General features: G+C 56.5%; 18 protein-coding genes and 1 pseudogene. 3 read left to right on the top strand and 16 right to left on the bottom strand.

Going from position 1 to position 22,992, the window contains the following annotated elements; genetic code table 11:
- From purT to AC0V6Z_RS06165, 4 genes are all read right to left on the bottom strand, one after another.
- A complete protein-coding gene (gene purT, locus AC0V6Z_RS06180; protein ID WP_472640479.1) occupies positions 1–1,182 on the bottom strand; it encodes a formate-dependent phosphoribosylglycinamide formyltransferase in 1,182 nt (393 codons plus the stop codon).
- A 9-nt stretch (positions 1,183–1,191) separates the two neighbouring features.
- Entirely contained in the window at positions 1,192–2,160 is a 969-nt protein-coding gene (locus AC0V6Z_RS06175; protein ID WP_472640478.1) for a sensor domain-containing diguanylate cyclase, read from the bottom strand.
- Between the two features lie 335 nt (positions 2,161–2,495).
- Positions 2,496–3,185, bottom strand: a complete 690-nt coding sequence (locus tag AC0V6Z_RS06170; protein WP_472640477.1) for a helix-turn-helix domain-containing protein — start codon at positions 3,183–3,185, stop codon at positions 2,496–2,498.
- A 119-nt stretch (positions 3,186–3,304) separates the two neighbouring features.
- A complete protein-coding gene (locus AC0V6Z_RS06165; protein ID WP_472640859.1) occupies positions 3,305–4,570 on the bottom strand; it encodes an aspartate kinase in 1,266 nt (421 codons plus the stop codon).
- A gap of 79 nt (positions 4,571–4,649) precedes the next feature.
- Here AC0V6Z_RS06165 and ubiG point away from each other — a divergent pair, with 79 nt between their 5' ends.
- Complete coding sequence (gene ubiG, locus AC0V6Z_RS06160; RefSeq protein ID WP_472640476.1) at positions 4,650–5,387, top strand: bifunctional 2-polyprenyl-6-hydroxyphenol methylase/3-demethylubiquinol 3-O-methyltransferase UbiG; 738 nt, start codon at positions 4,650–4,652, stop codon at positions 5,385–5,387.
- On the opposite strand, the gene AC0V6Z_RS06155 is transcribed toward ubiG, so the two are convergent.
- From AC0V6Z_RS06155 to AC0V6Z_RS06135, 5 genes are all read right to left on the bottom strand, one after another.
- Positions 5,384–6,058, bottom strand: a complete 675-nt coding sequence (locus AC0V6Z_RS06155; protein WP_472640475.1) for a glycerophosphodiester phosphodiesterase family protein — start codon at positions 6,056–6,058, stop codon at positions 5,384–5,386. The two genes, ubiG and AC0V6Z_RS06155, sit on opposite strands and share 4 nt — an antisense overlap.
- The gene (locus tag AC0V6Z_RS06150; protein ID WP_472640474.1) at positions 6,024–6,368 is read right to left on the bottom strand and encodes a glycerophosphodiester phosphodiesterase family protein; all 345 of its coding nucleotides are present in this window, start codon (positions 6,366–6,368) and stop codon (positions 6,024–6,026) included. The genes AC0V6Z_RS06155 and AC0V6Z_RS06150 overlap by 35 nt, the downstream gene beginning before the upstream one ends.
- Before the next feature lie 80 nt (positions 6,369–6,448).
- Complete coding sequence (locus AC0V6Z_RS06145; RefSeq protein WP_472640473.1) at positions 6,449–6,796, bottom strand: arsenate reductase; 348 nt, start codon at positions 6,794–6,796, stop codon at positions 6,449–6,451.
- A 121-nt stretch (positions 6,797–6,917) separates the two neighbouring features.
- Positions 6,918–7,400: a crossover junction endodeoxyribonuclease RuvC gene (gene ruvC, locus AC0V6Z_RS06140; protein WP_472640472.1), complete on the bottom strand. Its 483-nt coding sequence runs from the start codon at positions 7,398–7,400 to the stop codon at positions 6,918–6,920.
- A gap of 115 nt (positions 7,401–7,515) precedes the next feature.
- The gene (locus AC0V6Z_RS06135) at positions 7,516–8,262 is read right to left on the bottom strand and encodes a YebC/PmpR family DNA-binding transcriptional regulator (RefSeq protein ID WP_472640471.1); all 747 of its coding nucleotides are present in this window, start codon (positions 8,260–8,262) and stop codon (positions 7,516–7,518) included.
- Between the two features lie 188 nt (positions 8,263–8,450).
- Between AC0V6Z_RS06135 and AC0V6Z_RS06130 the strand changes: the two genes are divergently transcribed.
- Positions 8,451–9,086 (top strand): hypothetical protein, encoded by a 636-nt coding sequence (locus AC0V6Z_RS06130; protein WP_472640470.1) that lies wholly within the window; start codon positions 8,451–8,453, stop codon positions 9,084–9,086.
- On the opposite strand, the gene AC0V6Z_RS06125 is transcribed toward AC0V6Z_RS06130, so the two are convergent.
- Entirely contained in the window at positions 9,083–9,319 is a 237-nt protein-coding gene (locus AC0V6Z_RS06125) for a DUF2312 domain-containing protein (protein ID WP_472640469.1), read from the bottom strand. The genes AC0V6Z_RS06130 and AC0V6Z_RS06125 overlap by 4 nt on opposite strands.
- Before the next feature lie 80 nt (positions 9,320–9,399).
- Positions 9,400–9,735, bottom strand: coding sequence for a DUF1244 domain-containing protein (locus AC0V6Z_RS06120; protein WP_472640468.1), 336 nt, complete (start codon positions 9,733–9,735; stop codon positions 9,400–9,402).
- 48 nt (positions 9,736–9,783) lie between these two features.
- On the opposite strand from AC0V6Z_RS06120, the gene pyk reads away from it, so the two are divergent.
- Positions 9,784–11,253: a pyruvate kinase gene (pyk, locus tag AC0V6Z_RS06115; protein ID WP_472640467.1), complete on the top strand. Its 1,470-nt coding sequence runs from the start codon at positions 9,784–9,786 to the stop codon at positions 11,251–11,253.
- A gap of 7 nt (positions 11,254–11,260) precedes the next feature.
- Here the strand turns inward: pyk and AC0V6Z_RS06110 are convergent, their stop codons facing one another.
- From AC0V6Z_RS06110 to rpoB, 5 genes and pseudogenes are all read right to left on the bottom strand, one after another.
- The gene (locus AC0V6Z_RS06110) at positions 11,261–12,619 is read right to left on the bottom strand and encodes a glutamate--tRNA ligase (protein ID WP_472640466.1); all 1,359 of its coding nucleotides are present in this window, start codon (positions 12,617–12,619) and stop codon (positions 11,261–11,263) included.
- A 53-nt stretch (positions 12,620–12,672) separates the two neighbouring features.
- Positions 12,673–13,128: a DNA-directed RNA polymerase subunit beta' gene (locus AC0V6Z_RS06105; RefSeq protein WP_472640465.1), complete on the bottom strand. Its 456-nt coding sequence runs from the start codon at positions 13,126–13,128 to the stop codon at positions 12,673–12,675.
- A gap of 247 nt (positions 13,129–13,375) precedes the next feature.
- The gene (locus AC0V6Z_RS06100; protein WP_472640464.1) at positions 13,376–13,942 is read right to left on the bottom strand and encodes a hypothetical protein; all 567 of its coding nucleotides are present in this window, start codon (positions 13,940–13,942) and stop codon (positions 13,376–13,378) included.
- A 154-nt stretch (positions 13,943–14,096) separates the two neighbouring features.
- Positions 14,097–18,397: pseudogene (gene rpoC / locus AC0V6Z_RS06095) on the bottom strand (DNA-directed RNA polymerase subunit beta').
- A 64-nt stretch (positions 18,398–18,461) separates the two neighbouring features.
- Positions 18,462–22,655, bottom strand: a complete 4,194-nt coding sequence (gene rpoB / locus AC0V6Z_RS06090) for a DNA-directed RNA polymerase subunit beta (protein ID WP_472640463.1) — start codon at positions 22,653–22,655, stop codon at positions 18,462–18,464.
- Positions 22,656–22,992: the final 337 nt, after the last annotated feature.

The following is a 22,992-nucleotide window of genomic DNA, read 5'->3' as shown; positions in this document are numbered from 1 at the left end:
TCAATCGCGATAGGCAATGCGCACCTTGCTCGCGGCCTCACCGGCCAGCATGCGTGCGGCATCGGTGTCGTCTGCTTTGGCGAGCGCAACCGCCATACGGCGATAGGGCCGCGTGACAGGCTTTCCGAAGATGCGAACATCCACCTGCTGCTCGCTGAGAGCGAGAGCATCAGCCACTCCTTCAAAGTGGAAATCTGAACTGTCTCGGTCGGCCAAGATCACCGCTGAGGCGGAGGGACACGCGGCAATCTCCGCGGGGATGGGCAAGCCTAAAATAGCGCGGGCATGCAGATCAAACTCGCTTAGATCCTGCGAGATCAGCGTTACCATCCCTGTATCATGCGGGCGCGGGCTCAACTCTGAGAAGATCACCTCCTCACCGCGTACAAAGAATTCGACTCCGAACAGACCGAGGCCGCGTCCCTTGCCGCCAAGCTCCGTCACCACTCTAGATGTCATCTCTTGCGCTTTGGCCAACGCTGCGGGGCTCATCGCGGCAGGTTGCCAGCTTTCCTGATAATCACCGCGTTCCTGACGGTGGCCGATGGGCGGGCAGAAGCTGATCCCGCCAGCATGGCGCACGGTCAGCAAGGTGATTTCATAGTCGAAGTCGATGAATTGTTCGACAATCACGCGCCGCCGGTCCCCGCGCATGTTGTCGACCGCATAGTTCCAAGCCGCCTCCAGCCCAGCAGCCTCGTCAACCTTACTTTGCCCTTTGCCAGACGATGACATCACCGGCTTGATAACGCATGGGAAGCCGGTATGGGCCGCGCCCTCACGCACTTCGTCCAGGCTTTCAGCATAACGATAGCGTGAGGTTGTGAGACCGAGTTGGTCAGCGGCCAAATCCCGGATGGCATCGCGGTTCATAGTCAACAGAGCTGCACGCGCCGAAGGCACGATGTTGAAACCATCGGCCTCCAATTCGGCTAAGACCTCGGTTCGGATCGCTTCGATTTCTGGGACGATAAGGTCAGGCATGTGTCGAATCGCCACTTCACGGAGAGCCTTCCCATCCAGCATGGAGAAAACCTCACGCTCGTCAGCGACCTGCATCGCTGGCGCATTGTCGTAGGCATCGCACGCGATAACGTGCGCGCCTAACCGCTTTGCTGAGATGACAAATTCGCGGCCCAATTCGCCCGAGCCAAGCAGAAGTATTGTTGTTGTAAACGCCATTGCTAGCCCTTAGCGGGCTGCGAAGCTGACTCCAAGCTGACCAACCAATGGCCGTTCACGAAAGACAATTGGCCCGCGGGTATCGCCGCTAACGCCGACGCGCATGCCGCCGCTAGCGCGCGCCATCACCAGAGCAAGCTCAGCCTGCTTGAACGCCTCATCAACGGTGGAGCTGAGTGTAGTTAGACCCACGCTGGCCGAAAGGCGCGGTTCGCCAGGTGTCGCGCCAATCGCCAGCGCCGCGAAAGTTTCCAACACATCCTCACACCATTCCCGGGCCTCTTCTGAAGTTAGGCCCGGCAGGCATACCGCAAAGCGGCCGCCATCGAGATGCGCAAGATCATAGTCTGGCTGCGACATTGCTTCGAGGAATTGCGCAAACGCCCACAGCACTTCTTCCGCTGCGCTCTGGCCATATTGCATGAAAATCGCGCGGAAACGGTCAAGTTCGAACAGGGCGAGCGCCCCGCCTTCATCACTCTTCTTCGCGCGCCGTAATTTCGCGGCGAAGACTTTGCTGTTGCAAAGGCCCGTCAAATGATCGGTGGTTGCGCTGGCATAGAGCTCACCTTCGAGCATACGGAGATGTTCGATCGAGCGCAGCAGGCCAAGAGCGCCGCAGGTTGCGCCATCATCATTGATGACAGGACGTAGGCTGAGCGAATGCCATTTGCCCTGGCCGACCAAGCCCGTCTCGCCTGGTATCACAATTGGAAATTCGAAAGGCCCCTCTGGCGCATTATTGCCCATGGCGGCTGCGACAAAGGCGCGCAGGCCGTCCACGTAATTGGCGCAAGCCAAGTCAGCGATATGCGGCAGGAACAAGAGCTGACTGAGTTCAAGCCCCATTGCCCTCATATTCGGTGATGCATGCTGAATGAAGCCATTCGCATCCAATTTTACGACAATGTCACCGGCAGCTTCGGCCAGTAGACCGTGCAGCTCGGCACCCTCTGTCGCGCTTAAACCAATTTCCATTGCCGTATTGCCCCCGGCTTTGACACCCCCCGGGTCAAACCGTTCTAAAGTTAAATCAACAAATAAACTAACAAATGCGAGTAATCGCTATTGAAAAGCTCGCACTTGCATTACTTTTCTGAAGCAGAGTTAGTTTGGTAAATTAACTTACCTAAAAAACGAATCAACCTCAGATATACTTACCACAATCTGAAAATTTATTGGCATTCATGCTAATATCTATTCATATCAGATCGTAAGGTTCTCAAAGGATTCTCTGCTTGGTATGCCGCATGCGAATCAATGTTGACTTTCTTCTACCTCAACTTGAACCTTATGTTTGTAAAACAATATTCTCAGAGCTCGATCATGATACGCACCTTATCCGGCGTCGTTCCGAGGCTGGTAGCAATACGTAAACGGCTCTCATTAATGATCGCAGCGCTATCATCAGGTGTGGCTGCACCGGATAAATCATCGGTTGAAACGCCCAACACCTGAGCGATCGCATCAAGCCGATCCGGCAACGGGCGCGCCTTACCTTTCTCCCATGCCCACACGGTCGGCTTGCTAACCCCAAGGTATTCAGCAACTTGAGCGAGGGTAAGGCTGCGTTCCTTGCGCAAGCGCGACAATTTGAGACCAAGGGTCTCATTGGTGATTGGAGTCATCGCCGCAATAGCAGCGGTCGTTCCGATCGCCTCTGGCAGCGGTGCGTCTGAGCGCAATTCAGCCGCAGCCAAGGCCGCAGGACTAAGGGCTTTCGCGAAGGCACATCCGAACAAAGAACCGCTGACCCAGACGATCTCTGCGACCACCTCGCCAATCTGCGGAAGCTCCACAGCCAGCGTTTCCCCGCGTACGACGGGCAGGGCCGTTTCGACCAGCAAGCCCGTTGCCGAGATGTTATGGACGGTAACATTCGCGTTCACACCGCCAGGCAACACGCCGCTGGTCTCCAGCCGCAGCTCGCGCCGTGGCTCATCGCGTTGTCCATCAGAACTGTAGGCAGGCTCAATTGGGCCCAGATGCGCTCTCAACACCATAGTCGCGACTCCTTTGCGAGCCGCAAATCTTGCCGAGCAGAGTTAAGAAGTAGTTAGCAGCTAACGTCTAACCCGACGAAGCGAGACCTTAACCGGTTAGGCGCCGTCCAGCCACACGGTCAGGCGGGTTCATCCACTGCATCAAGCCCATAGGCAGTGTGCAAAACGCGCACAGCGAGCTCTGTTTCATCCTCATCGATCAGCACGCTGACCTTAATCTCTGAAGTTGAGATCGCCTGAATGTTAATCCCGCGATCGGACAAGGCGCGAAACATAGTGCTGGCCACACCAGCATGACTTTTCATACCGACGCCAACGACGCTGATCTTGGCAATATGGCTGTCGGTGATGATCCTGTTGAAGCCAATATCCTCAAGCCGGTCTTCCAGCATCGCCTGCGCGCGGGCTAGATCCGCCTGAGGGACGGTGAAGGTAACGTCGGTCTCGCCTTTATCACGGCCAACGTTTTGAATGATCATGTCGACATTGATACTGGCATCGGCCAGCGGCTCAAAAATGTGAGCCACTGCGCCGGGCTTATCAGGCACACGGGTGAGGATGATTTTCGCCTCATTCTTATCATGCGCAATACCGGTTACCAGCTGGCGTTCCATATCGCCGTTCTCCACCAATTGATCCATTTCCATGTCCGAGACGATCAGCGTTCCCGGCAGTTCATCTGCACTCGCTGCATCGTCATCGCCAAAGCTGGAAAGCACTTGAATACGCACCCCAGCTTTCATCGCCAGTCCCACCGACCTGGTCTGCAGCACTTTGGCCCCTACCGAGGCCAGTTCGAGCATTTCTTCGTAAGTCACCGCCTTGAGCTTGCGCGCCTTGGCGACGATGCGCGGGTCGGTCGTGTAGACGCCATCAACATCGGTGTAGATGTCACAGCGGTCTGCATTAACCGCAGCAGCAATCCCGACGGCAGAGGTGTCTGAGCCGCCGCGTCCCATCGTGGTGATGCGACCTTCCTCGGACACGCCTTGAAAACCTGGAATGACGGCGATCTCGCCATTTTCCAACGCTTCGACCAAGCCAGGCGCATCGATTGTCTCAATCCGCGCCTTTGAGTGCGCCTCAATCGTGCGCACCGGCAATTGCCAGCCGAGCCAGCTTCGCGCCTTGCTACCCAATGACTGGAGCGTGAGCGCAAGCAGCCCGCTGGTCACTTGTTCTCCGCTGGAGACAACAACGTCAAATTCAGCAGGATCATAGAGCGCATTGGCTTCGCGGCAGAAATTGATCAGCCGGTCAGTCTCGCCAGCCATGGCCGAAACAACCACGGCCACCTGATGCCCCGCAGCAGCTTGCGCGCGCACGAGATTGGCGACGCGGCGAATACGCTCGGTACCGGCCATTGATGTGCCGCCGAACTTCATCACGATCCGTTGCCCACTCTTGGCCAATTTATTTTCGCTCCTGCTGGTTCACTGTGCTGCGCGCTGTTAAGGGCGGTGGATGACAAAGGCAAATGTCACAAGTGTAACTATCCGCCCAGAGGAGGCGGAACACTTCGCTTCTTTGGCGCGCGACTGGTGGAACCCGAAAGGGCCGATGGCCTCTTTGCATCAGGTGAACCCAGTAAGATTGCAGTTCATTCGCGGCGCGATCGATACGCATTGGAGTGGCTCGGCAAACAGCGCCAAACCTCTACTGGGCAAGAGCGCACTCGACATTGGTTGCGGTGCAGGCCTCGTTTGCGAACCCATGGCGCGCTTGGGCGCGGCGGTAACGGGGGTTGACGCGGCCGCTGAGAACATTTCAGCCGCCGCAGCACACGCCGAAGCAGTCAGACTAGACATTCGTTATATGGCAGGCGAACTGGCTGGACTTGATATTGGACAGTTCGACCTCGTGACCTGCCTGGAGGTTGTTGAGCACGTTGCTGACAAGTCCGCGTTTCTCGCTAGTGTTGCCGACCGGATTGCGCCCGGCGGATTGCTCGTCATGTCGACGCCAAACCGCACCGCCGCGAGCCGCTTGCTGCTCGTGGGCGCCGCCGAAGCCATCGGCTATGTACCCAAGGGCACGCACGATTGGTCTGACTTCATAACACCAGAGGAGTTGGCCGACCTACTGTCAGACGTCGGGCTTGAGCTGATCGATCAGCAAGGCATCGCTTACCGACCAGGCAAAGGCTTGCATCTGTCAGACGATGAAGCGCTCAATTACATCCTGTCGGCTCGCCGGACTTAGCGTTTCTGCTGCTTGAGCACTTCCACTAGCTCCCCAACATTGTCGGTGAAGAACCCGTCTGCGCCGCTCTCTATCGCGCGGCTCCACAGCCATTGGTAGCGGCCGTCGCCCGCTGGCCCGCCGGTCCCTTTCAATGCGGAAGGCAGAAAGCCGTTCTCTTTGCGCAGGGTCCAAGGATGCACCGTGAGGCCGACTGCGTGAGCATTATTGACCAGATCGGTGAGCGAGCCGTCTTCATTGACGATGTAGCTTAGCCCTGGGCCAATACCATCGGCATATTCGGCGATCTCCGCCAGACCTGCCGGAGTGACCATGTCGGCCCAGCGCAACTCCGGCTCGTCATAAGGTCCGCCCTGCGGATGGATCAGCAGCACCAGCGGCACATCCACTCGCTGGTTGAGCCTCTGAAGCGGACCCACCTCGAAGATCTGCACGAAGATGCGGCTGTCCGCCTTATCCAGACCCAGAGCGCGCAAATCGCGCACCAGCAGGTCAACCATATCAATGCCAGCTTCTTGCAGCATGAAGGTCGGGTGCTTGAGCTCTGGGTAGAGGCCAATACTGCGCCCGGTCTCTGCCTCCTTGGCCCGTACCAGCTGGACTACTTCTTCGAAGGTCGGCACCTGATAGAGCCCATCATAGACCGTATTGCCGGGCCGCGCGCTCGGCACGCGTTCCTTGGTGCGCAGGGTCCGGATTTCGGCGAGAGTGAAGTCCTCTGCAAACCAGCTCGGCGACCAATTGGCCGTCGATCATCTTGTCGCGGCGGCGATCCTCAAACTCCTCGCGGCTTGCCACATCCGTGGTGCCAGACAGTTCGTTTTCATGCCGCGCGACCAGCACCAGATCTTTGGTCGCGACCAGATCTGGCTCGACATAGTCTGCTCCCAGATCGATCGCCAACTCATAGGCGGCAAGCGTGTGTTCCGGTCGATCACCGCTGGCACCGCGGTGGGCGATGATGAGCGGCCCATCAGCCACGCGCGATGTCCCAGATTGCGCCGCCGCAGAAGCAGGCATCGATATTGGTGAAATCACTGAAAGCGCACATGCGAGCAAACCTAAGACAGAGCCGCGGACCATTCTTCCTCCTTAAACCCAACCAGCAAGCCGCCGTCATACTCGGCGATGGGCCGCTTAATCATGGACGGGTGCTCTTGCAGCAATGTGACAGCCTTCGCAGGCGTAATGTCGGCCTTGTCAGCATCGGACAGCTTGCGGAATGTCGTACCGCGCCGGTTCAGCACCAAATCAACGCCTTTGTCCGAGATCCATGCCTCCAGCTTGGCCGGATCAGCACCGGCCTTCTTGTAATCATGAAAGTCGAAAGTGTGACCTTTGGCATCCAGCCATTTGCGCGCTTTCTTGACCGTATCGCAGTTCGGAATCCCGTAAATCTGCAGTTTCATGCCCAATCCTTACCCATATTCCTGGAACACGTTTGACGTTTTCGAACCAACCCACTTGGCGCGTGTTCTGCACCTATACAATCACAATTGCTCGCCAAATGTCGCATCACAGTTCGCACCCTTATCTGTCTGGCGGCGTGTAGGACAGATGCGCATCAGCAATGGCCACCGCTAGCGCATCGGCCGCATCCGCACCGGCAAGAGCCGCACTTGGGAGCAAAACCTTGAGCATAGCCTGAACCTGCTCCTTATCCGCTGCGCCTGTCCCAACCACCGACTTCTTGACCGAACGCGCCGCATGCTCACGCACTTCAAGCCCCCGCGCCCCGCAGGCGGCCAACACGGCACCGCGCGCCTGCGCCAATTTTAAAGTTGATTGCGGGTTTTTGTTGACGAAGATCTCTTCCGCCGCCGCCCGGTCCGGATCATGCTCAGCAATCACCGCATCCAGCGCAGTGACCAGATGCGATAGTCGCACGGCGATCGGCGCTTTGGCATCCGTCTTGATCTGGCCATTGGCAACGTGGCTGATCCGACTGCCTTCACTGCGCAGCACGCCCCAGCCAGTGCAGCTGAGCGAAGGATCAAGGCCAAGGATAATCATAGACCGACCCTAAACCCCAAACGCCAAGCGATAGCCAGCAGGAAAGCTGCGGCCAAACCAATCGCTAAAACCCATTCGCGAAGTCTCAATGCAGGTAGCCCGGCATGAAGCGAACCTAAGCGTCAAGCTTCGCCATCACCTCGTCAGAAATTTCGTAATTGCCCCAAACGGTCTGCACATCGTCATCATCATCAAGCGTATCGATCAGCTTCAGCAATGTGCCAGCGCCCTTCTCATCAAGCTCAACCGTTAGGTTCGGCTTCCATGCGAGCTTGACTTCCTTGGCCTCACCCAGAGCCTTCTCAAGCGCAGAGGCAACCTCGTGCAAATCTTCTGATGCGGTCCAAATTGTGTGGCCGTCTTCTGAGGATTCAATATCCTCTGCGCCTGCATCCATGGCCGCTTCCAGGACTTTGTCTTCATCGCCAGCAACGACCGAATATTCGATCAGCCCGAGCCGTTCAAAGCCATGCGCAACCGAACCTTCTGTACCCAGATTGCCGCCATTCTTACTAAACGCAGTCCGCACCGCCGTTGCCGTACGGTTGCGATTGTCGGTCAGCGTTTCAACGATGATCGCGCTGCCGCCGGGGCCGTAACCTTCATAACGGACCTCTTCGTAATTCTCGTCATCGCCTGCGCTTGCCTTGTCGATCGCGCGCTGGATATTGTCCTTCGGCATCGATTGGCCTTTGGCGGTGTTGACCGCCAGCCGCAGACGCGGGTTCATATCCGGATCGGGCGTGCCCATTTTCGCAGCCACGGTAATTTCGCGGGAAAGCTTGGAAAACAGATTAGAACGTTTTTTGTCCTGCGCACCTTTACGGTGCATGATGTTCTTAAATTTGGAATGGCCTGCCATGAGAACTCTTATGTGGTCGAATTGAAAACTGCTGAATCCGGCCTAGCCCAGCCGTGCGAGCGCTTCAAGCAAGCCGCGCGACCATCCGATCAAATCACCCTTTCTTGACAGTATCACTGTCTAGAATAAGTTCTGGTTGAGCCTTGCTAGAAAGTTGCAAGATCAACGAGCGATTGTCAGGATTTTTTATGGAACAGGACGAGGGGAACAGCTTTACGGTCATCCTGACCGAAGATGTTGCGCGTGCATTATCACATCAACAAACGCAAGATAATCAGGCAGCAAGGCGTGACGTTGTCCGAAACGCTTTTGCCGCTATCGAGGGATGGGTCTGGGTCCTCCGCGAGCAAGTAAAGCAGGCCGCAGAGCAGACTATTGGGCTGACTGACGAAGAAAGTGCCGTCTTATCAGAGCGCACCTTCTTCGTCAGTCAAAATGGAGAGATTAGAAGCCGCCCAAATTATCTAGAACTCAGAACAACTATTCGACTGTGCGCTCGTATTGCGCATCGAACCACCTCAAAAGAAGAAATCGATTTTTCCGAAAATGAATGGGACAAACTCCACGATGCCCAAGCCATCCGCAATCGGATTACCCACCCAAAATCTGCAGAAGATCTGAATCTTAGCGAACAAGAAGTCGGGAAGACCCTTGAGGCATTCTATTGGCTTTCTGAAAAAATTCTAGATCTTCTCGAAAATTCGATAGAAGTGCAGCTAGACTACCTTGGCGGAGTAAAGCAGACATTGCTGGACCTCAAATCCAACGATCCAGAAATTTCAGCGCTTTACCGAGAGCTAGTTGCTCAGCAATCGAGACACTAGCTCATGCCAACAACCGCCTTGTAGGTCTCTATCAACATTTCCATTTCGGCTCGATCATCTGGCTTCATTTTACGTAATTTGATAAGCTGCCGCATCATCTTTACGTCATAGCCTACCGCTTTTCCTTCAGCGTAGACATCGCGAATATCATCGGCGGTGCCCTTCTTCTCTTCTTCAAGGCGCTCAATGCGCTCGATCAAAAGGCGCAGGCGGTCATCTGTGGCATCAGCCATATTCTATGTGCTCCAAAATTTGAGAATCAGTTGAGCGCTGCGATAGCCAAAGGCGGATCAGCCGTGAACCGGACTCGTCGCTAATCCACGCGATTTTTGGCAACGCTGGCCTGCATGGCAGCCAATTGTTCTTCGGTCGCCGGGGTTTGGCGGGTCGCCTTCCATTCATCCATTGGCATACCATGGATCAGCTCACGCGCGGTTGCCTTGTCACCGTCAAAGCCCGCATCGCGGATCCAGTCTGCCAGGCAATTGCGGCAAAAACCCGATAGCCCCATCAAATCAATGTTCTGCGCGTCATGACGGTGTTGTAAATGGCGCACTAACCGGCGGAAAGCGGCAGCCGCCACTGCATCATCCAATTGCTCCAGCGGGCCGATATTCTGGCTGTCGTGATTGGGCGCATTCGTATCCATTTGAAGCTAGTCCTTGAGTTGACATTCACCTGTGCCATAGCTGGCACCATGAAAAAGAGCGACCTCAATCGGATGAACCCTCGCGGCCGCAAGGTCAAAATTTTGGCGACAATCGGCCCGGCCAGCAGCTCGCCAGAAATGCTGCGCAAATTGTTTCGCGCGGGCGCAGATGCGTTCCGGGTGAATATGAGCCACGGTGAACACGCCGATCATGCCGCTTCGATTGCGGCGATCCGTGATATGGAACGAGAATTTGCTCGCCCCGTCGCGATCTTGGCCGATTTACAGGGTCCAAAACTGCGCGTGGGTACGTTCAAAGATGGCAGCGCGGTGATCCGCCACTCCGGCCATTTCACGCTCGACCGCAATCCAGAGCCGGGTGACGAAACCCGCGTATGTCTGCCTCATCCAGAGCTGTTCGGCATTCTGGAAAAGGGTCAGCGCCTGCTGATCAATGACGGCAAGATCAAGCTGAAGGTGATCAAGGCAAGCGACGAAGAAATCCTCTGCTCGGCTGAGGTTGGCGGGGTCATCTCTGACCGTAAAGGCGTCAACGTACCTGACGCGGAGGTGCCCATCCCTGCGCTCACCGATAAGGACCGCCGCGATTTGGCCTTTGCAGTTCAGCAAGAGGCGGATTGGATAGCGTTGTCTTTCGTTCAGCGGCCAGAAGACCTTGCCGAGGCGCGCAGGCTGATCGGCAATGACACCGCTCTGTGCGCGAAGATCGAAAAGCCAATGGCGGTGCACCGATTGGATGAGATCATCGAGCTGTCCGATGGCATCATGGTTGCTCGCGGCGATTTGGGTGTGGAGCTGGAGCCGTTTGAAGTCCCGCCGCTGCAAAAGAAGATCGTCAATGCGACGCGGCGCGCGGGCAAGCCAGTGATTGTCGCTACGCAAATGCTGGAAAGCATGATCGAAAGTCCGATGCCGACCCGTGCGGAGGTCTCTGACGTCGCCAATGCCGTCTATGATGGCGCCGATGCAGTGATGCTATCTGCGGAGAGTGCCGCGGGTGAATGGCCAGAGGAATCCGTGGCCATGATGGACAAGATTGCAGGTCAGGTCGAGCGCGATGAAGGTTATAAAGAGCGCGTGCGTTTTCTCGAGACACCGCCAGACGCGACAACATCCGATGCGCTCGCACATGCCTGTATGACAATTGCCGATACCGTGCCGATCAGTGCGATTACAGTGTTCACGGCCTCTGGCTCGACCGCGCGGCGCGTGTCGCGCGAGCGACCCGATACACCGGTCCTGGTGCTCACCCCATCGAACCGGACTGCTCGCCGCGTGTGCTTGCTGTGGGGCGCACATGCGGTCGCGACCAAGGACATCGGCAGTTTTGAAGAGATGATTGCCAAGGGTAAACGCATGGCTCTGCGCCACGGATTTGGCGAAGCTGGAAACAAGCTGATCGCGCTTGCTGGTGTGCCATTTGGCACCCCTGGCGCGACCAATTTGCTCCACGTCGTAACGCTATCCGGTAATGAGCTTGAGAGGCACGAGAGCTAACGAAAGCCTAGTTTGAAGCCCGCTCCAATCGGCGGCGCGCGACCTCTTCACCCAGCACTGGCAGCAATTCACCCATGTCCGGTCCGTGGTTCATACCGGTGAGCGCTTGCCGCAAAGGCAGGAACAAGGCCTTCCCCTTGCGCCCGGTCTTCTCCTTCAGCGCTGACGTGAGCGCAGCCCAAGGATCATCGCCCCATTGCAGCGTGCTGGCCGCATCGGCGAGATAGGCGCGGTCTTCGTCAGAGAACTCGGGCAGATCAACCGGACCGGTGACGATTCGCCAATAGTCATGCGCCCCGCCGACAGTTTCCAGATTTGGGCGAACGGCGTGCCACGCGTCTTCGCCCATGCCTTCTGGCAAGCGATCTTTGACTTCCGCGAATTCCATTTGGTGGACAATGGCGGTGTTCACCCGCTCCAGATCGGCATCGTCAAACTTTGCTGGCGCGCGGCCAAAGGTCGACAGATCAAACGTCTCAAGCAAATCCTTCATGTTCGCAATCGGCTCTACGGAGAGCGACGTGCCCAGCCGGGCCAGCAAAGCAATCAGCGCCTCTGGCTCAATCCCGCGTTCTCTAAAGGCATCGCAGCCGAGCGAGCCGAGCCGTTTGGAGAGCTTGCCCTCGCGGCCGACCAACAAGGCTTCATGCGCGAATTTCGGCAGGACATTAGGCGCGCCTGATGCTGCAGAAAATTGCGCAGCATAAAGCGCGGTAAACATCTGAATCTGAACGGCAGTGTTGGAAACATGATCTTCACCGCGAAGCACTTGAGTGACGCCCATTTCAACATCATCAACTGTGCTGGGAAGCATGTAGAGCCATGACCCGTCCGCGCGCCGAATGACCGGATCAGAAAGCTGGGCAGGATCAAATTTTGCCGTACCGCGCACGCCGTCTTCCCACACAATCGGCTCGTCATGATCGAGCTTAAAGCGCCAATGCGGCTGAATGCCATCAGCCTCCTTCGCTGCGCGATCCTCGTCCGTCAGCTTCAAGGCACCGCGATCATAGATCGGCGGCAATCCGCGACCGAGCAGCACCTTACGCTTCAGTTCCAATTCCTGGCTTGTTTCATAGGCCGGATAGATCCGCCCTGCGGCCTTCAGAACGTCAAATGCAGCATCGTAGCGTTCGAGCCGCAGGGACTGACGCTCCACCATGTCTGGCTGCATACCTAGCCACGCGAGGTCTTCGTGGATGGCATCGACATATTCTTCTTTGGAACGCGCCGCGTCGGTATCGTCAATGCGCAGCAGAAATTTGCCGCCCGCCTTACGCGCGAGCATCCAATTGTGGAGCGCGGTACGGATATTGCCAACATGAAGACGGCCCGTCGGAGCAGGCGCAAAACGTGTAATGGTCATGCCTAAAGCGGTAGCCAGCGCGCGCCCTTCGGGCAAGCATTGTTGCAGCCGGTCTACCCGTGCGATTCCGCCAGGATCAATGCCTGTGTCCTGTCCCACAGTTCGGCAATCCGCTCTGGCCGCACCAACCCGCCAAGCTCGCGGCCAAATTCGATGCGGGACCGCGCGGTAGCATGATCAATCATCGCGCCGATGCAGGCCTCATCATGGCTCAGCATACGGCAGCAGAAGCGCGCAACGTGAATATTCTCAGGCCAAGTTCGCGAGATTGCTTGGGCCAGCGACAATGATCGGCTCGCGGCGCTCACATTGCCAAGACGGACTGCAAGCTCCGGCACGGGATCTTGCCTCGCACGCTCATGCAAAGCGATCAGTCGTAGCGAGTAGATAAAGCGAGCGGCAATTGGGCCGAGCATTTCTATCTTCGCTGGCTCTGCAAGCGCCGCGATCCAATTGCCTTTGCCCGCTTTGGGAGTGGTGGACGGTAAACTGGAACGCGGCGTTTTCATAAAGACCTCGGCAATGCGGCATAGCGACTCGCTACGCTTCTGTACTACCTTTGTTGCGATTGCCTCGCAATAGCTATAATATTTTGTGACCTACTTCGGCTTAATCATGAAGCTATGCTCGATGAATAGGAACACCTCGGTCTGACTTGCCTGTTTGAAGAAGAGCTCCGAATCAAGGCCGCGAATTTCGATTCCGTAATCGCTTCCGAACATTGCGGCATACCTCCTGGACTCGTCTGCGATCGCCTTAACTACCGAACCGCGGTATTGATCGGGATTGTCTATCGCGAGATCGGTAGTCCCCGTTTCGATATATGACCGTCCCGTAGCTAAGCACATTCTTACGAAAGGCCTGGATTGTTTCATCGACCTCGTCCTGGCCCCTAAATTTACCTCCAACCGGAAGACGCGCATAAAGTCTGACCCGCGTAGTGTCTGGCCTGTTGCCACGGCCATAGACGAGCAAGTCTTCCATCGACTCAAGTGTCAGGGGCGAGAGCTTGTATTGGCCCGCAACCAGAGTGATACCTTCTGCCTCTGCCCGCTCGATAACGGCGCGAAGCATCGCATCGACCTCGCTACGGCGGACATTTTCTTCGCGCGAATCCGAGTTCACGTAGATTGGTTTGACGAAATAGTCCGCCTTGCGGGTGAGGCCGATCGCGGATTGCTCATCATCGTAATACTCGTCGAAATCTCCGCGATCCGAGCGCGAGCCAGTGACGATAATCGTCTCCGCCCCATCCTGTGCCCATGCCCCAGCGGGCACCAACAGGCCAGATACGGCTGCAGCCGTCAGAAAAAACCTTTTCATTTTAGACCCCTCACCCCTCTCCATTTGACACATGGAACGTATCACGAGCGAGAATTACGGCAAGCGACATCAAATACAAAAGGCCCCGCCGAAGCACTTAAGCTCCAGCGGGGCCTTGTCTGTTGAGCTACAAATGCAGCCAAACTGCTTGCGCTTATTCAGCGCCGCCTTCTTCAGGAGCAGGCGATGGAGCCGCAGCGGCCATCGCCGCCTTCATGGCTTCTTCGCTCGACACTGGATCAGCTTCTGGTTCAGCTTCCGCCGCACCAGCCGCAGCCAACGCGTCCTGCTGCTTCTTCCACTGAGCTTTCAGCGCTGCATCGCGGCTTGATGCTGTCACCCGCATACGATTCATGCCCGCACCGGTACCGGCCGGGATCAGGCGGCCCACGATCACGTTCTCTTTGAGCCCGATCAGCGTGTCCTTCTTACCCTCAACCGAAGCCTGCGTCAGAACACGCGTGGTTTCCTGGAACGAAGCGGCAGAGATAAACGAACGGGTTTGCAGCGACGCCTTAGTGATCCCGAGCAGGATCGGCGTGCCACTGGCTAGGCTTCTTGCTCTTGGTGAGCTTCGAGTTGGCCTCGTTCATTTCTTCCAGATCAACTTGCTCACCAGGCAGCAGAGTGGTGTCTCCGCCATCGGTGATCTCGACTTTTTGCAGCATCTGACGAACGATGGTCTCGATGTGCTTGTCGTTGATCTTCACGCCTTGCAGTCGGTAAACTTCCTGGATCTCGTTAACGAGATATTCCGCCAGCGCTTCCACGCCGAGGACTTCCAGAATGTCATGCGGGTTGGGCGAGCCGGAGATGAGCGTATCGCCCTTCTTCACAAAGTCACCTTCCTGCACATCGATCACCTTGGTCTTGGGGATCAGATATTCGACTGCATCACCTTCTTCCGGCACGATCGCGATCTTACGCTTCGCTTTGTATTCGCGAACGAATTCGATCTTGCCTGAGATCTTGGCGATGACTGACATGTCCTTTGGCAGACGCGCTTCGAACAATTCCGCCACACGCGGCAGACCACCGGTGATGTCGCGGGTCTTGGCAGCTTCGCGGCTGGCACGTGCGAGGATGTCGCCCGCTTCAACCGTTTGACCATCATCGACCGACAGGGTCGTACCCGGAGCCAGCATGTAACGCTGAGCCTCGGTTTCATCCGCATCGGTCTGACCTTCAGCAAGCAGGGTCATGCGCGGACGCAGGTCTTCCTTCTTCTTGCGGCCGGTTGCACGGTTCTCTGTCACAACACGCTGGGCGATACCGGTGGCATCATCAGTGCGCTCTTCCAATGTCGTACCTTCGACAAGGTCTTGGTACTTCACGACGCCCGATTGCTCGGTGATGATTGGCAGAGTGAACGGATCCCACTCGGCCAGGCGGTCACCCACCTTCACCTTCGCGCCGTCCTTGAACATCAGCACGGTACCATAAGGCACCTTGTGCATTTCACGCTCACGGCCCTCAGCATCGATCACAGCGATTTCGCCGTTTCGAGCAAGCGAGAGGATCCGGCCCTTCTTATCGGTGATCGTTGGCATGTCGCGAAGTTCGACCTTACCATCCGAAATCGCCTCAAGGTGCGAGGTTTCATTCAGCTGAGCCGCGCCGCCAATATGGAAGGTCCGCATGGTCAGCTGCGTGCCCGGCTCACCGATGGACTGAGCCGCGATAACACCGACAGCCTCACCAATGTTTACCGGCGTACCGCGAGCGAGATCACGCCCGTAGCACTTACCACAAACGCCTTGCTCGGCTTCGCAAACGAGCGGAGAGCGGATCTTCGCAGACTGAGTTTCAGCCGCCTCGATTTCCTTCACCATCGCTTCGTCGAGCAGAGTGCCAGACTTCACGATGACTTCGCCGGTCGATGCGTTGACGATGTCTTCCGCCGTTGTCCGGCCAAGAATACGCTCGCCAAGCGATGCGATAACCGAACCACCCTGAACGATGGCGCGCATTTCCAGCGCGTTCTCGGTCTTACAATCCAGCTCAACGATGACGCAGTCTTGCGACACGTCAACCAGACGGCGGGTTAGGTAACCCGAGTTTGCCGTCTTAAGCGCGGTATCAGCGAGGCCTTTACGCGCACCGTGGGTGGAGTTGAAGTACTCAAGGACGGTCAGGCCTTCTTTAAAGTTCGAGATAATCGGGGTCTCGATGATCTCGCCCGAAGGCTTGGCCATCAGGCCGCGCATACCAGCCAGCTGCTTCATCTGAGCGGGTGAACCACGCGCACCTGAGTGAGCCATCATGTAGATCGAGTTGATCTGAGCCTCGCGGCCATCCTTGTCGATCGGCTGAGCCTTAATCTCGTCCATCATGGCGTCGGCCACTTGGTCACCGCAGCGGCTCCAAGCGTCGATCACCTTGTTGTACTTCTCTTGCTGAGTGATCAGGCCGTCCTGATACTGCTGCTCATAGTCAGCGACCAGCGACTTGGTTTCCTCGATCATGCCTTCCTTACTGTCAGGAATGATCATGTCGTCCTTACCGAAGCTGATGCTCGGCCTTAAACGCGTGACGGAAACCAAGAACCATGATCGCATCGGCAAACAGGACAGTGTCCTTCTGACCGGTGTGGCGATAGACCTCATCGATCACATCGCCGATGTCTTTCTTGGTCAGCAGACGGTTGACGATGTCGAAAGGAACCTTGTGGTTCTTCGGCATGCATTCACCGATCAGCATCCGGCCCGGCGTGGTGACGAAACGCTTCATCACGACCTTGCCCTTTTCATCGGCCTGCGGGACGCGGGCGATGATTTTGGTGTGGAGCGTGACAGACTTGGTTTCGAGCGCCTGGTGCACTTCGGCCATATCAGCAAAGCGCGGAAGCTTCTCGATCTTGGTGCCGTCTTTCTCTTCGATAAATTCCGGCGCGTGTTCCTGGCGCTCCATCGAGAGATAATAGAGGCCGAGCACCATATCCTGCGAAGGAACGATGATTGGCTTACCATTGGCAGGCGAAAGGATGTTGTTGGTCGACATCATCAGGACGCGCGCTTCCAATTGAGCCTCGAGGCTCAGCGGAACGTGAACGGCCATTTGGTCGCCATCAAAGTCAGCGTTAAAGGCCGAGCAGACCAGCGGGTGAAGCTGGATCGCTTTACCTTCAATCAGAACCGGCTCGAACGCCTGGATGCCAAGACGGTGAAGCGTTGGCGCACGGTTCAGCAGAACCGGGTGCTCGCGGATCACTTCGTCAAGGATGTCCCATACTTCCTTGCGCTCTTTCTCAACCCACTTCTTCGCTTGCTTCAGGGTCATCGAGAGACCCTTCGCATCGAGGCGGGCATAGATGAACGGCTTGAACAGCTCGAGCGCCATCTTTTTCGGCAGGCCGCACTGGTGCAGTTTCAGCTCTGGGCCAGTCACGATGACCGAACGGCCAGAGTAATCGACACGCTTACCAAGCAGGTTCTGACGGAAACGGCCTTGCTTACCCTTCAACATGTCGCTGAGGGATTTGAGCGGGCGCTTGTTAGCGCCGGTGATGACGCGGCCACGGCGGCCATTGTCGAACAGTGCGTCAACAGCCTCTTGCAGCATACGCTTCTCGTTACGGACGATGATGTCCGGCGCGCGCAGTTCAATCAGACGTTTCAAACGGTTGTTCCGGTTGATCACGCGGCGATAAAGATCGTTGAGATCCGAGGTTGCAAAACGACCACCATCCAGCGGCACCAGTGGGCGCAGCTCTGGCGGGATCACAGGAATCACTTCGAGGATCATCCACTCAGGGCGGTTGCCCGAGTCGATGAAGCTCTCAACAACCTTGAGACGCTTGATGATCTTCTTCGGCTTGAGCGTCGACTTGGTGGTCGCCAGCTCTTCCATCAGGTCATCGCGCTCTTGCTCAAGATCGAGATCCATCAACATATGCTTGACCGCCTCTGCGCCGATGTCGGCAGAGAACGCGTCTTCGCCGTATTCGTCCTGAGCTTCGAGCAACTCGTCTTCGGTCAGCAGTTGGAATTTCTCAAGCGGGGTCAGGCCCGGTTCGATCACTACATAGCTCTCGAAATAGAGGATGCGCTCAAGCTGCTTAAGCTGGATGTCGAGCAGCAAGCCGATGCGCGATGGCAGTGACTTCAGGAACCAGATATGCGCAACCGGCGCGGCCAGTTCAATGTGCCCCATCCGCTCACGGCGAACCTTGGTAACGGTAACCTCAACGCCGCACTTCTCGCAGACGACGCCTTTGTACTTCATGCGCTTGTACTTGCCGCACAGGCATTCGTAGTCCTTTACTGGACCGAAGATACGAGCGCAGAACAGGCCATCACGCTCAGGCTTGAACGTACGATAGTTGATCGTTTCCGGTTTTTTGATTTCGCCAAATGACCAGCTGCGAATGCGCTCTGGCGAGGCAATGCCAATCTGGATTTGGTCAAAAGTTTCCGGCTTGGCCAGCTGGTTGGTGAATTTGGTAAGTTCGTTCATTTTTCACATTCCCTTGCGGGTGAATCCTAGGAGCGGGGTTGGGAGGGCTAAACAGCCACTCCGCTTATTCCGCTGCCTCAGGCCACTGATCATCATCGCCATCTTCGCCGTCAGACAAAGATTTGAGTTCAACGTTGAGACCCAGGCTGCGCATTTCCTTCACAAGAACGTTGAAGCTCTCTGGAATGCCCGCCTCAAAGGTATCATCACCCTTGACGATGGCTTCATAGACCTTGGTACGACCAATGACGTCATCCGACTTAACGGTGAGCATTTCCTGCAAGGTGTAGGCGGCACCGTAAGCTTGCAATGCCCAGACCTCCATCTCACCAAAGCGCTGTCCGCCGAACTGCGCCTTACCGCCCAGCGGCTGCTGGGTGACGAGCGAGTATGGACCGATCGAACGAGCGTGGATCTTGTCATCGACCAAGTGGTGCAGTTTGAGCATGTAGATAATGCCCACAGTGACCTTACGGTCGAATGCCTCACCCGTGCGGCCATCGAACAGAACCGACTGACCAGAGCTGTCGATACCAGCCTTCACCAGCATGTCCGAAACGTCCGGCTCGCGCGCACCATCAAACACAGGTGTACCCATTGGCACACCAGCGGTGAGGTTCCCCGCCAGATCAACGATCTGCTCGGTTGAACGGCTTGCCAGATCCTCATGATACGCCTCGCCGTAAACATCCTTCAGACGGTCAAGCACAGCCTCTGGCGGCTTCGCCTTGGCATAGTCTTGACGCGCATTCGGATTGGCCGCTTTCCACTCTTCAAGCTTCTCTGCGATATCCATGCCGAGCCCGCGAGCCGCAAAGCCGAGGTGCGTTTCGAAGATCTGCCCGACGTTCATACGCGATGGCACGCCCAGCGGGTTCAGCACCACGTCAACAGCGGTACCGTCTTCGAGGAATGGCATGTCTTCAACCGGAAGGATGCGAGAGATCACACCCTTGTTCCCGTGGCGACCAGCCATCTTATCACCTGGCTGAAGCTTGCGCTTCACGGCGACGAAGACCTTGACCATCTTGAGCACGCCCGGTGCGAGTTCGTCACCACGCTCCAGTTTCTCTTTACGGTCTTCGAACTTCGCATCGATCCCGCCAACGGCTTCGTCATATTGCGACTTAACCGCTTCGATTTGGGTCTGGCGCTTGTCCGCCGCAACAGCGAATTTGAACCACTCGTGGCGCTCAATACCCTCGAGCATGTCGGCGGTGATCTTGTCACCCTTCTTCACGCCCTTTGGACCTGCAGCGATGGTTTGGCCAACCAGCATATCACGAAGGCGGTTATAGGTCGCCCGGTTCAAAATGCCGCGTTCGTCGGCCGCATCCTTGCGCAAACGCTCGATCTCTTCGTTCTGAATCGCCCGGGTACGGTCATCAATTTCGATGCCGTGACGGTTGAACACGCGAACTTCCACAACCGTGCCAGCAACACCTGGTGGCAGACGCAGCGAGGTGTCGCGCACATCGCTGGCCTTCTCACCAAAGATCGCCCGCAAGAGCTTCTCTTCCGGCGTCATCGGGCTTTCGCCCTTTGGCGTGATCTTACCGGCCAGAATATCGCCAGGATGCACTTCTGCACCGATGTAGACGATGCCAGCCTCGTCCAAGTTGCGCAGAGCCTCTTCGCCGACATTTGGAATGTCGCGCGTGATGTCCTCTGGGCCAAGCTTGGTGTCGCGGGCCATGACTTCAAACTCATCGATATGGATCGATGTGAAGACATCATCTTTCACGATGCGCTCCGAAATCAGGATACTGTCTTCGTAGTTATAGCCATTCCAAGGCATAAAGGCGACGAGGCTGTTCTTACCCAGCGCCAGCTCACCCAGATCAGTCGAAGGACCATCGGCGATGATATCACCCGGTTCAATCGTCTCACCAACCTTCACCAGCGGGCGCTGGTTGATGCAAGTGTTCTGGTTTGAGCGTTGGAATTTTTGCAGCGTGTAGATGTCGACGCCGGACTGGCCGGGCTCAACATCGCCAATTGCACGGATCACGATACGGGTCGCGTCGACTTGGTCGACAATCCCGCCGCGCTTCGCCGCGATCGCAGCGCCGCTATCGCGGGCCACGGTTTCTTCCATGCCGGTGCCGACCCAAGGCGCCTCCGCCTTGACCAATGGCACAGCCTGACGTTGCATGTTCGAACCCATCAGCGCGCGGTTGGCGTCATCGTTTTCCAGGAATGGAATGAGCGATGCCGCGACCGAGACGAGCTGCTTAGGCGACACGTCCATGAGCGTGATTTGCTCGTTCGGAGCCATCAAGTTATCGCCGCTCTGACGCGCTGAAATCAACTCTTCAACAAAAGAGCCATCTTCATTGAGTTCAGCCGATGCCTGGGCAACGGTGTGTTTCTGCTCTTCCATTGCGGAGAGATAGACCACATCACCAGTGACCTTATTGTCTTCAATCCGGCGATACGGTGTTTCAATAAAGCCATATTTATTGACCCGGCTGAACGATGCCAGCGAGTTGATAAGGCCGATGTTCGGACCTTCAGGCGTTTCAATCGGGCAAATCCGGCCGTAGTGGGTCGGGTGAACGTCTCGCACTTCAAAGCCCGCGCGCTCACGCGTCAGACCACCTGGGCCAAGCGCAGATACGCGGCGTTTGTGCGTCACTTCAGACAGCGGGTTGGTTTGGTCCATGAACTGCGACAGCTGTGAAGAGCCAAAGAATTCACGTACCGCAGCAACTGCTGGCTTAGCGTTGATGAGGTCGTTTGGCATGACAGTCGATACATCGACGCTACTCATGCGCTCTTTAACCGCGCGTTCCATGCGCAGCAGACCAACGCGGTACTGGTTCTCCAGCAATTCGCCGACCGAGCGGACCCGGCGGTTGCCGAGGTTGTCGATATCGTCAACCTCGCCTTTGCCGTCCTTCAGATCGACCAATTCTTTGACCACGGCGAGGATGTCTTCCTTACGCAGGGTCGTGACGGTGTCTTCTGCATCAAGCTCAAGACGCATGTTGAGCTTCACGCGACCAACCGCGGAAAGGTCATAACGCTCACCATCGAAGAACAGACCTTCAAACAGGGCTTCTGCGGTTTCCTTGGTAGGCGGCTCGCCCGGACGCATCACCTTATAGATGGCCTCAAGGCCTTCATCACGGTTTTCAGCCTTGTCGACCTTCAACGTGTTGCGGATCCACGGACCGGTGTTGATCTCGTCTATGTCGAGCAGCTCGAGGCTGTCGATGCCTGCATTATCGAGCGTTTCAACATGCTCCAGCGTCAGCTCATCACCCGCCTCGACATAGATGCGGCCGGTCGCCTCATCGATCATGTCGCGCGCAGCATAGCGGCTGACGACTTCTTCGGTAGGAAGCAGCAGGTCGGTGAGGCCGTCTTTCGCAGCCTTATTGGCAGCGCGCGGCGAAATCTTCTGGTTCGCTGCGAACACTTCTTCGCCGGTCTTCGCGTCCACCAATGGGAATGCAGGCTTCTGGCCGCGCCATTGGTCAGCCACGAACGGCATTTTCCAGCCGTCTTTCGCGCGTTCCCAAGTGACGGTGTCATAGAAGAAGTGCAGGATTTCTTCACTGTCTTGACCCAGCGCATAGAGCAGCGCGGTGACAGGCAGCTTACGCTTGCGGTCGATCCGGACGTTGACGATGTCTTTCGCATCAAATTCAAAATCGAGCCATGAACCGCGATACGGAATGACGCGTGCCGCGAACAGAAGCTTACCAGAGGAGTGCGTTTTGCCGCGATCGTGATCAAACAGCACGCCAGGCGAGCGGTGCATTTGCGATACGATTACGCGCTCTGTGCCATTGATGATGAACGTGCCGTTCTCCGTCATCAGCGGCATGTCACCCATATAGACGTCTTGTTCTTTAATATCGAGAACGGAGCGGGTTTCCGTTTCCTGGTCGACTTCAAACACGATCAGACGCAGCGTGACCTTCATCGGCGCTGCATAAGTGATGCCGCGCTGACGGCACTCAGTGGTGTCATATTTTGGCGGCTCAAGTTCGTAGTGAACGAAATCAAGCTCGGCAGAGCCAGCAAAATCACGGATCGGGAAAACCGAGCGCAGCGTCTTTTCAAGACCGGAAACATAGCCTGTTTCCTTGTCTGAGCGCAGGAATTGCTCGTAACTTTCGCGCTGAACCTCAATCAGGTTCGGCATTTGCACGACTTCGTGAATGTCACCGAAGATCTTACGAATGCGCCGCTTGGCCGTGCCTTGCGCCGCGCCCTTTGATTTGATGGGCTTTGCCTTAGTAGCCATGGAGGTAAATTGCCTCTTTATCTGTCGCCGAAGAGAATCTCCGGTCGCTCACAATTGATTTCTGCACCGCGCGAAATCAGCCTCATATCAGACGCGAAAAAGGCCGCACGCAAAGAGACCTTAAAGGAGGATCGCTTTGCAGCAGCTCAGTAATAACGTCGCGAATATGAAACTCGCCGCTTCCATTCCTAAGCCCATTCCCGCGTATGAATCGGCTTTGCTCGAAGCGAGCGATTGACGAGCATGTAGGAATTCGCAGGCCCCGAGTCAAACATCAGTTTCGCCCCCACACAACCCGCACGCACTCGAGTCGATTAAGCAGAGATCAAAAACGTCG

The sequence above is a fragment of the Erythrobacter sp. SN6-5 genome, from assembly GCF_057364945.1.
The sequence above is the reverse complement of the archived record's forward strand: the minus strand, read 5'-3'. Positions and strand labels throughout refer to the sequence as shown.

Bases quoted from the DNA above. Each gene is read 5' to 3' on its own strand.
- purT (WP_472640479.1), bottom strand. From the start codon at position 1,182: ATGGCGTTTACAACAACAATACTTCTGCTTGGCTCGGGCGAATTGGGC.
- AC0V6Z_RS06175 (WP_472640478.1), bottom strand. From the start codon at position 2,160: ATGGAAATTGGTTTAAGCGCGACAGAGGGTGCCGAGCTGCACGGTCTA.
- AC0V6Z_RS06170 (WP_472640477.1), bottom strand. From the start codon at position 3,185: ATGGTGTTGAGAGCGCATCTGGGCCCAATTGAGCCTGCCTACAGTTCT.
- AC0V6Z_RS06165 (WP_472640859.1), bottom strand. From the start codon at position 4,570: ATGAAGTTCGGCGGCACATCAATGGCCGGTACCGAGCGTATTCGCCGC.
- ubiG (WP_472640476.1), top strand. From the start codon at position 4,650: ATGACAAAGGCAAATGTCACAAGTGTAACTATCCGCCCAGAGGAGGCG.
- AC0V6Z_RS06145 (WP_472640473.1), bottom strand. From the start codon at position 6,796: ATGAAACTGCAGATTTACGGGATTCCGAACTGCGATACGGTCAAGAAA.
- ruvC (WP_472640472.1), bottom strand. From the start codon at position 7,400: ATGATTATCCTTGGCCTTGATCCTTCGCTCAGCTGCACTGGCTGGGGC.
- AC0V6Z_RS06135 (WP_472640471.1), bottom strand. From the start codon at position 8,262: ATGGCAGGCCATTCCAAATTTAAGAACATCATGCACCGTAAAGGTGCG.
- AC0V6Z_RS06130 (WP_472640470.1), top strand. From the start codon at position 8,451: ATGGAACAGGACGAGGGGAACAGCTTTACGGTCATCCTGACCGAAGAT.
- AC0V6Z_RS06125 (WP_472640469.1), bottom strand. From the start codon at position 9,319: ATGGCTGATGCCACAGATGACCGCCTGCGCCTTTTGATCGAGCGCATT.
- AC0V6Z_RS06120 (WP_472640468.1), bottom strand. From the start codon at position 9,735: ATGGATACGAATGCGCCCAATCACGACAGCCAGAATATCGGCCCGCTG.
- pyk (WP_472640467.1), top strand. From the start codon at position 9,784: ATGAAAAAGAGCGACCTCAATCGGATGAACCCTCGCGGCCGCAAGGTC.
- AC0V6Z_RS06110 (WP_472640466.1), bottom strand. From the start codon at position 12,619: ATGACCATTACACGTTTTGCGCCTGCTCCGACGGGCCGTCTTCATGTT.
- AC0V6Z_RS06105 (WP_472640465.1), bottom strand. From the start codon at position 13,128: ATGAAAACGCCGCGTTCCAGTTTACCGTCCACCACTCCCAAAGCGGGC.
- AC0V6Z_RS06100 (WP_472640464.1), bottom strand. From the start codon at position 13,942: ATGAAAAGGTTTTTTCTGACGGCTGCAGCCGTATCTGGCCTGTTGGTG.
- rpoB (WP_472640463.1), bottom strand. From the start codon at position 22,655: ATGGCTACTAAGGCAAAGCCCATCAAATCAAAGGGCGCGGCGCAAGGC.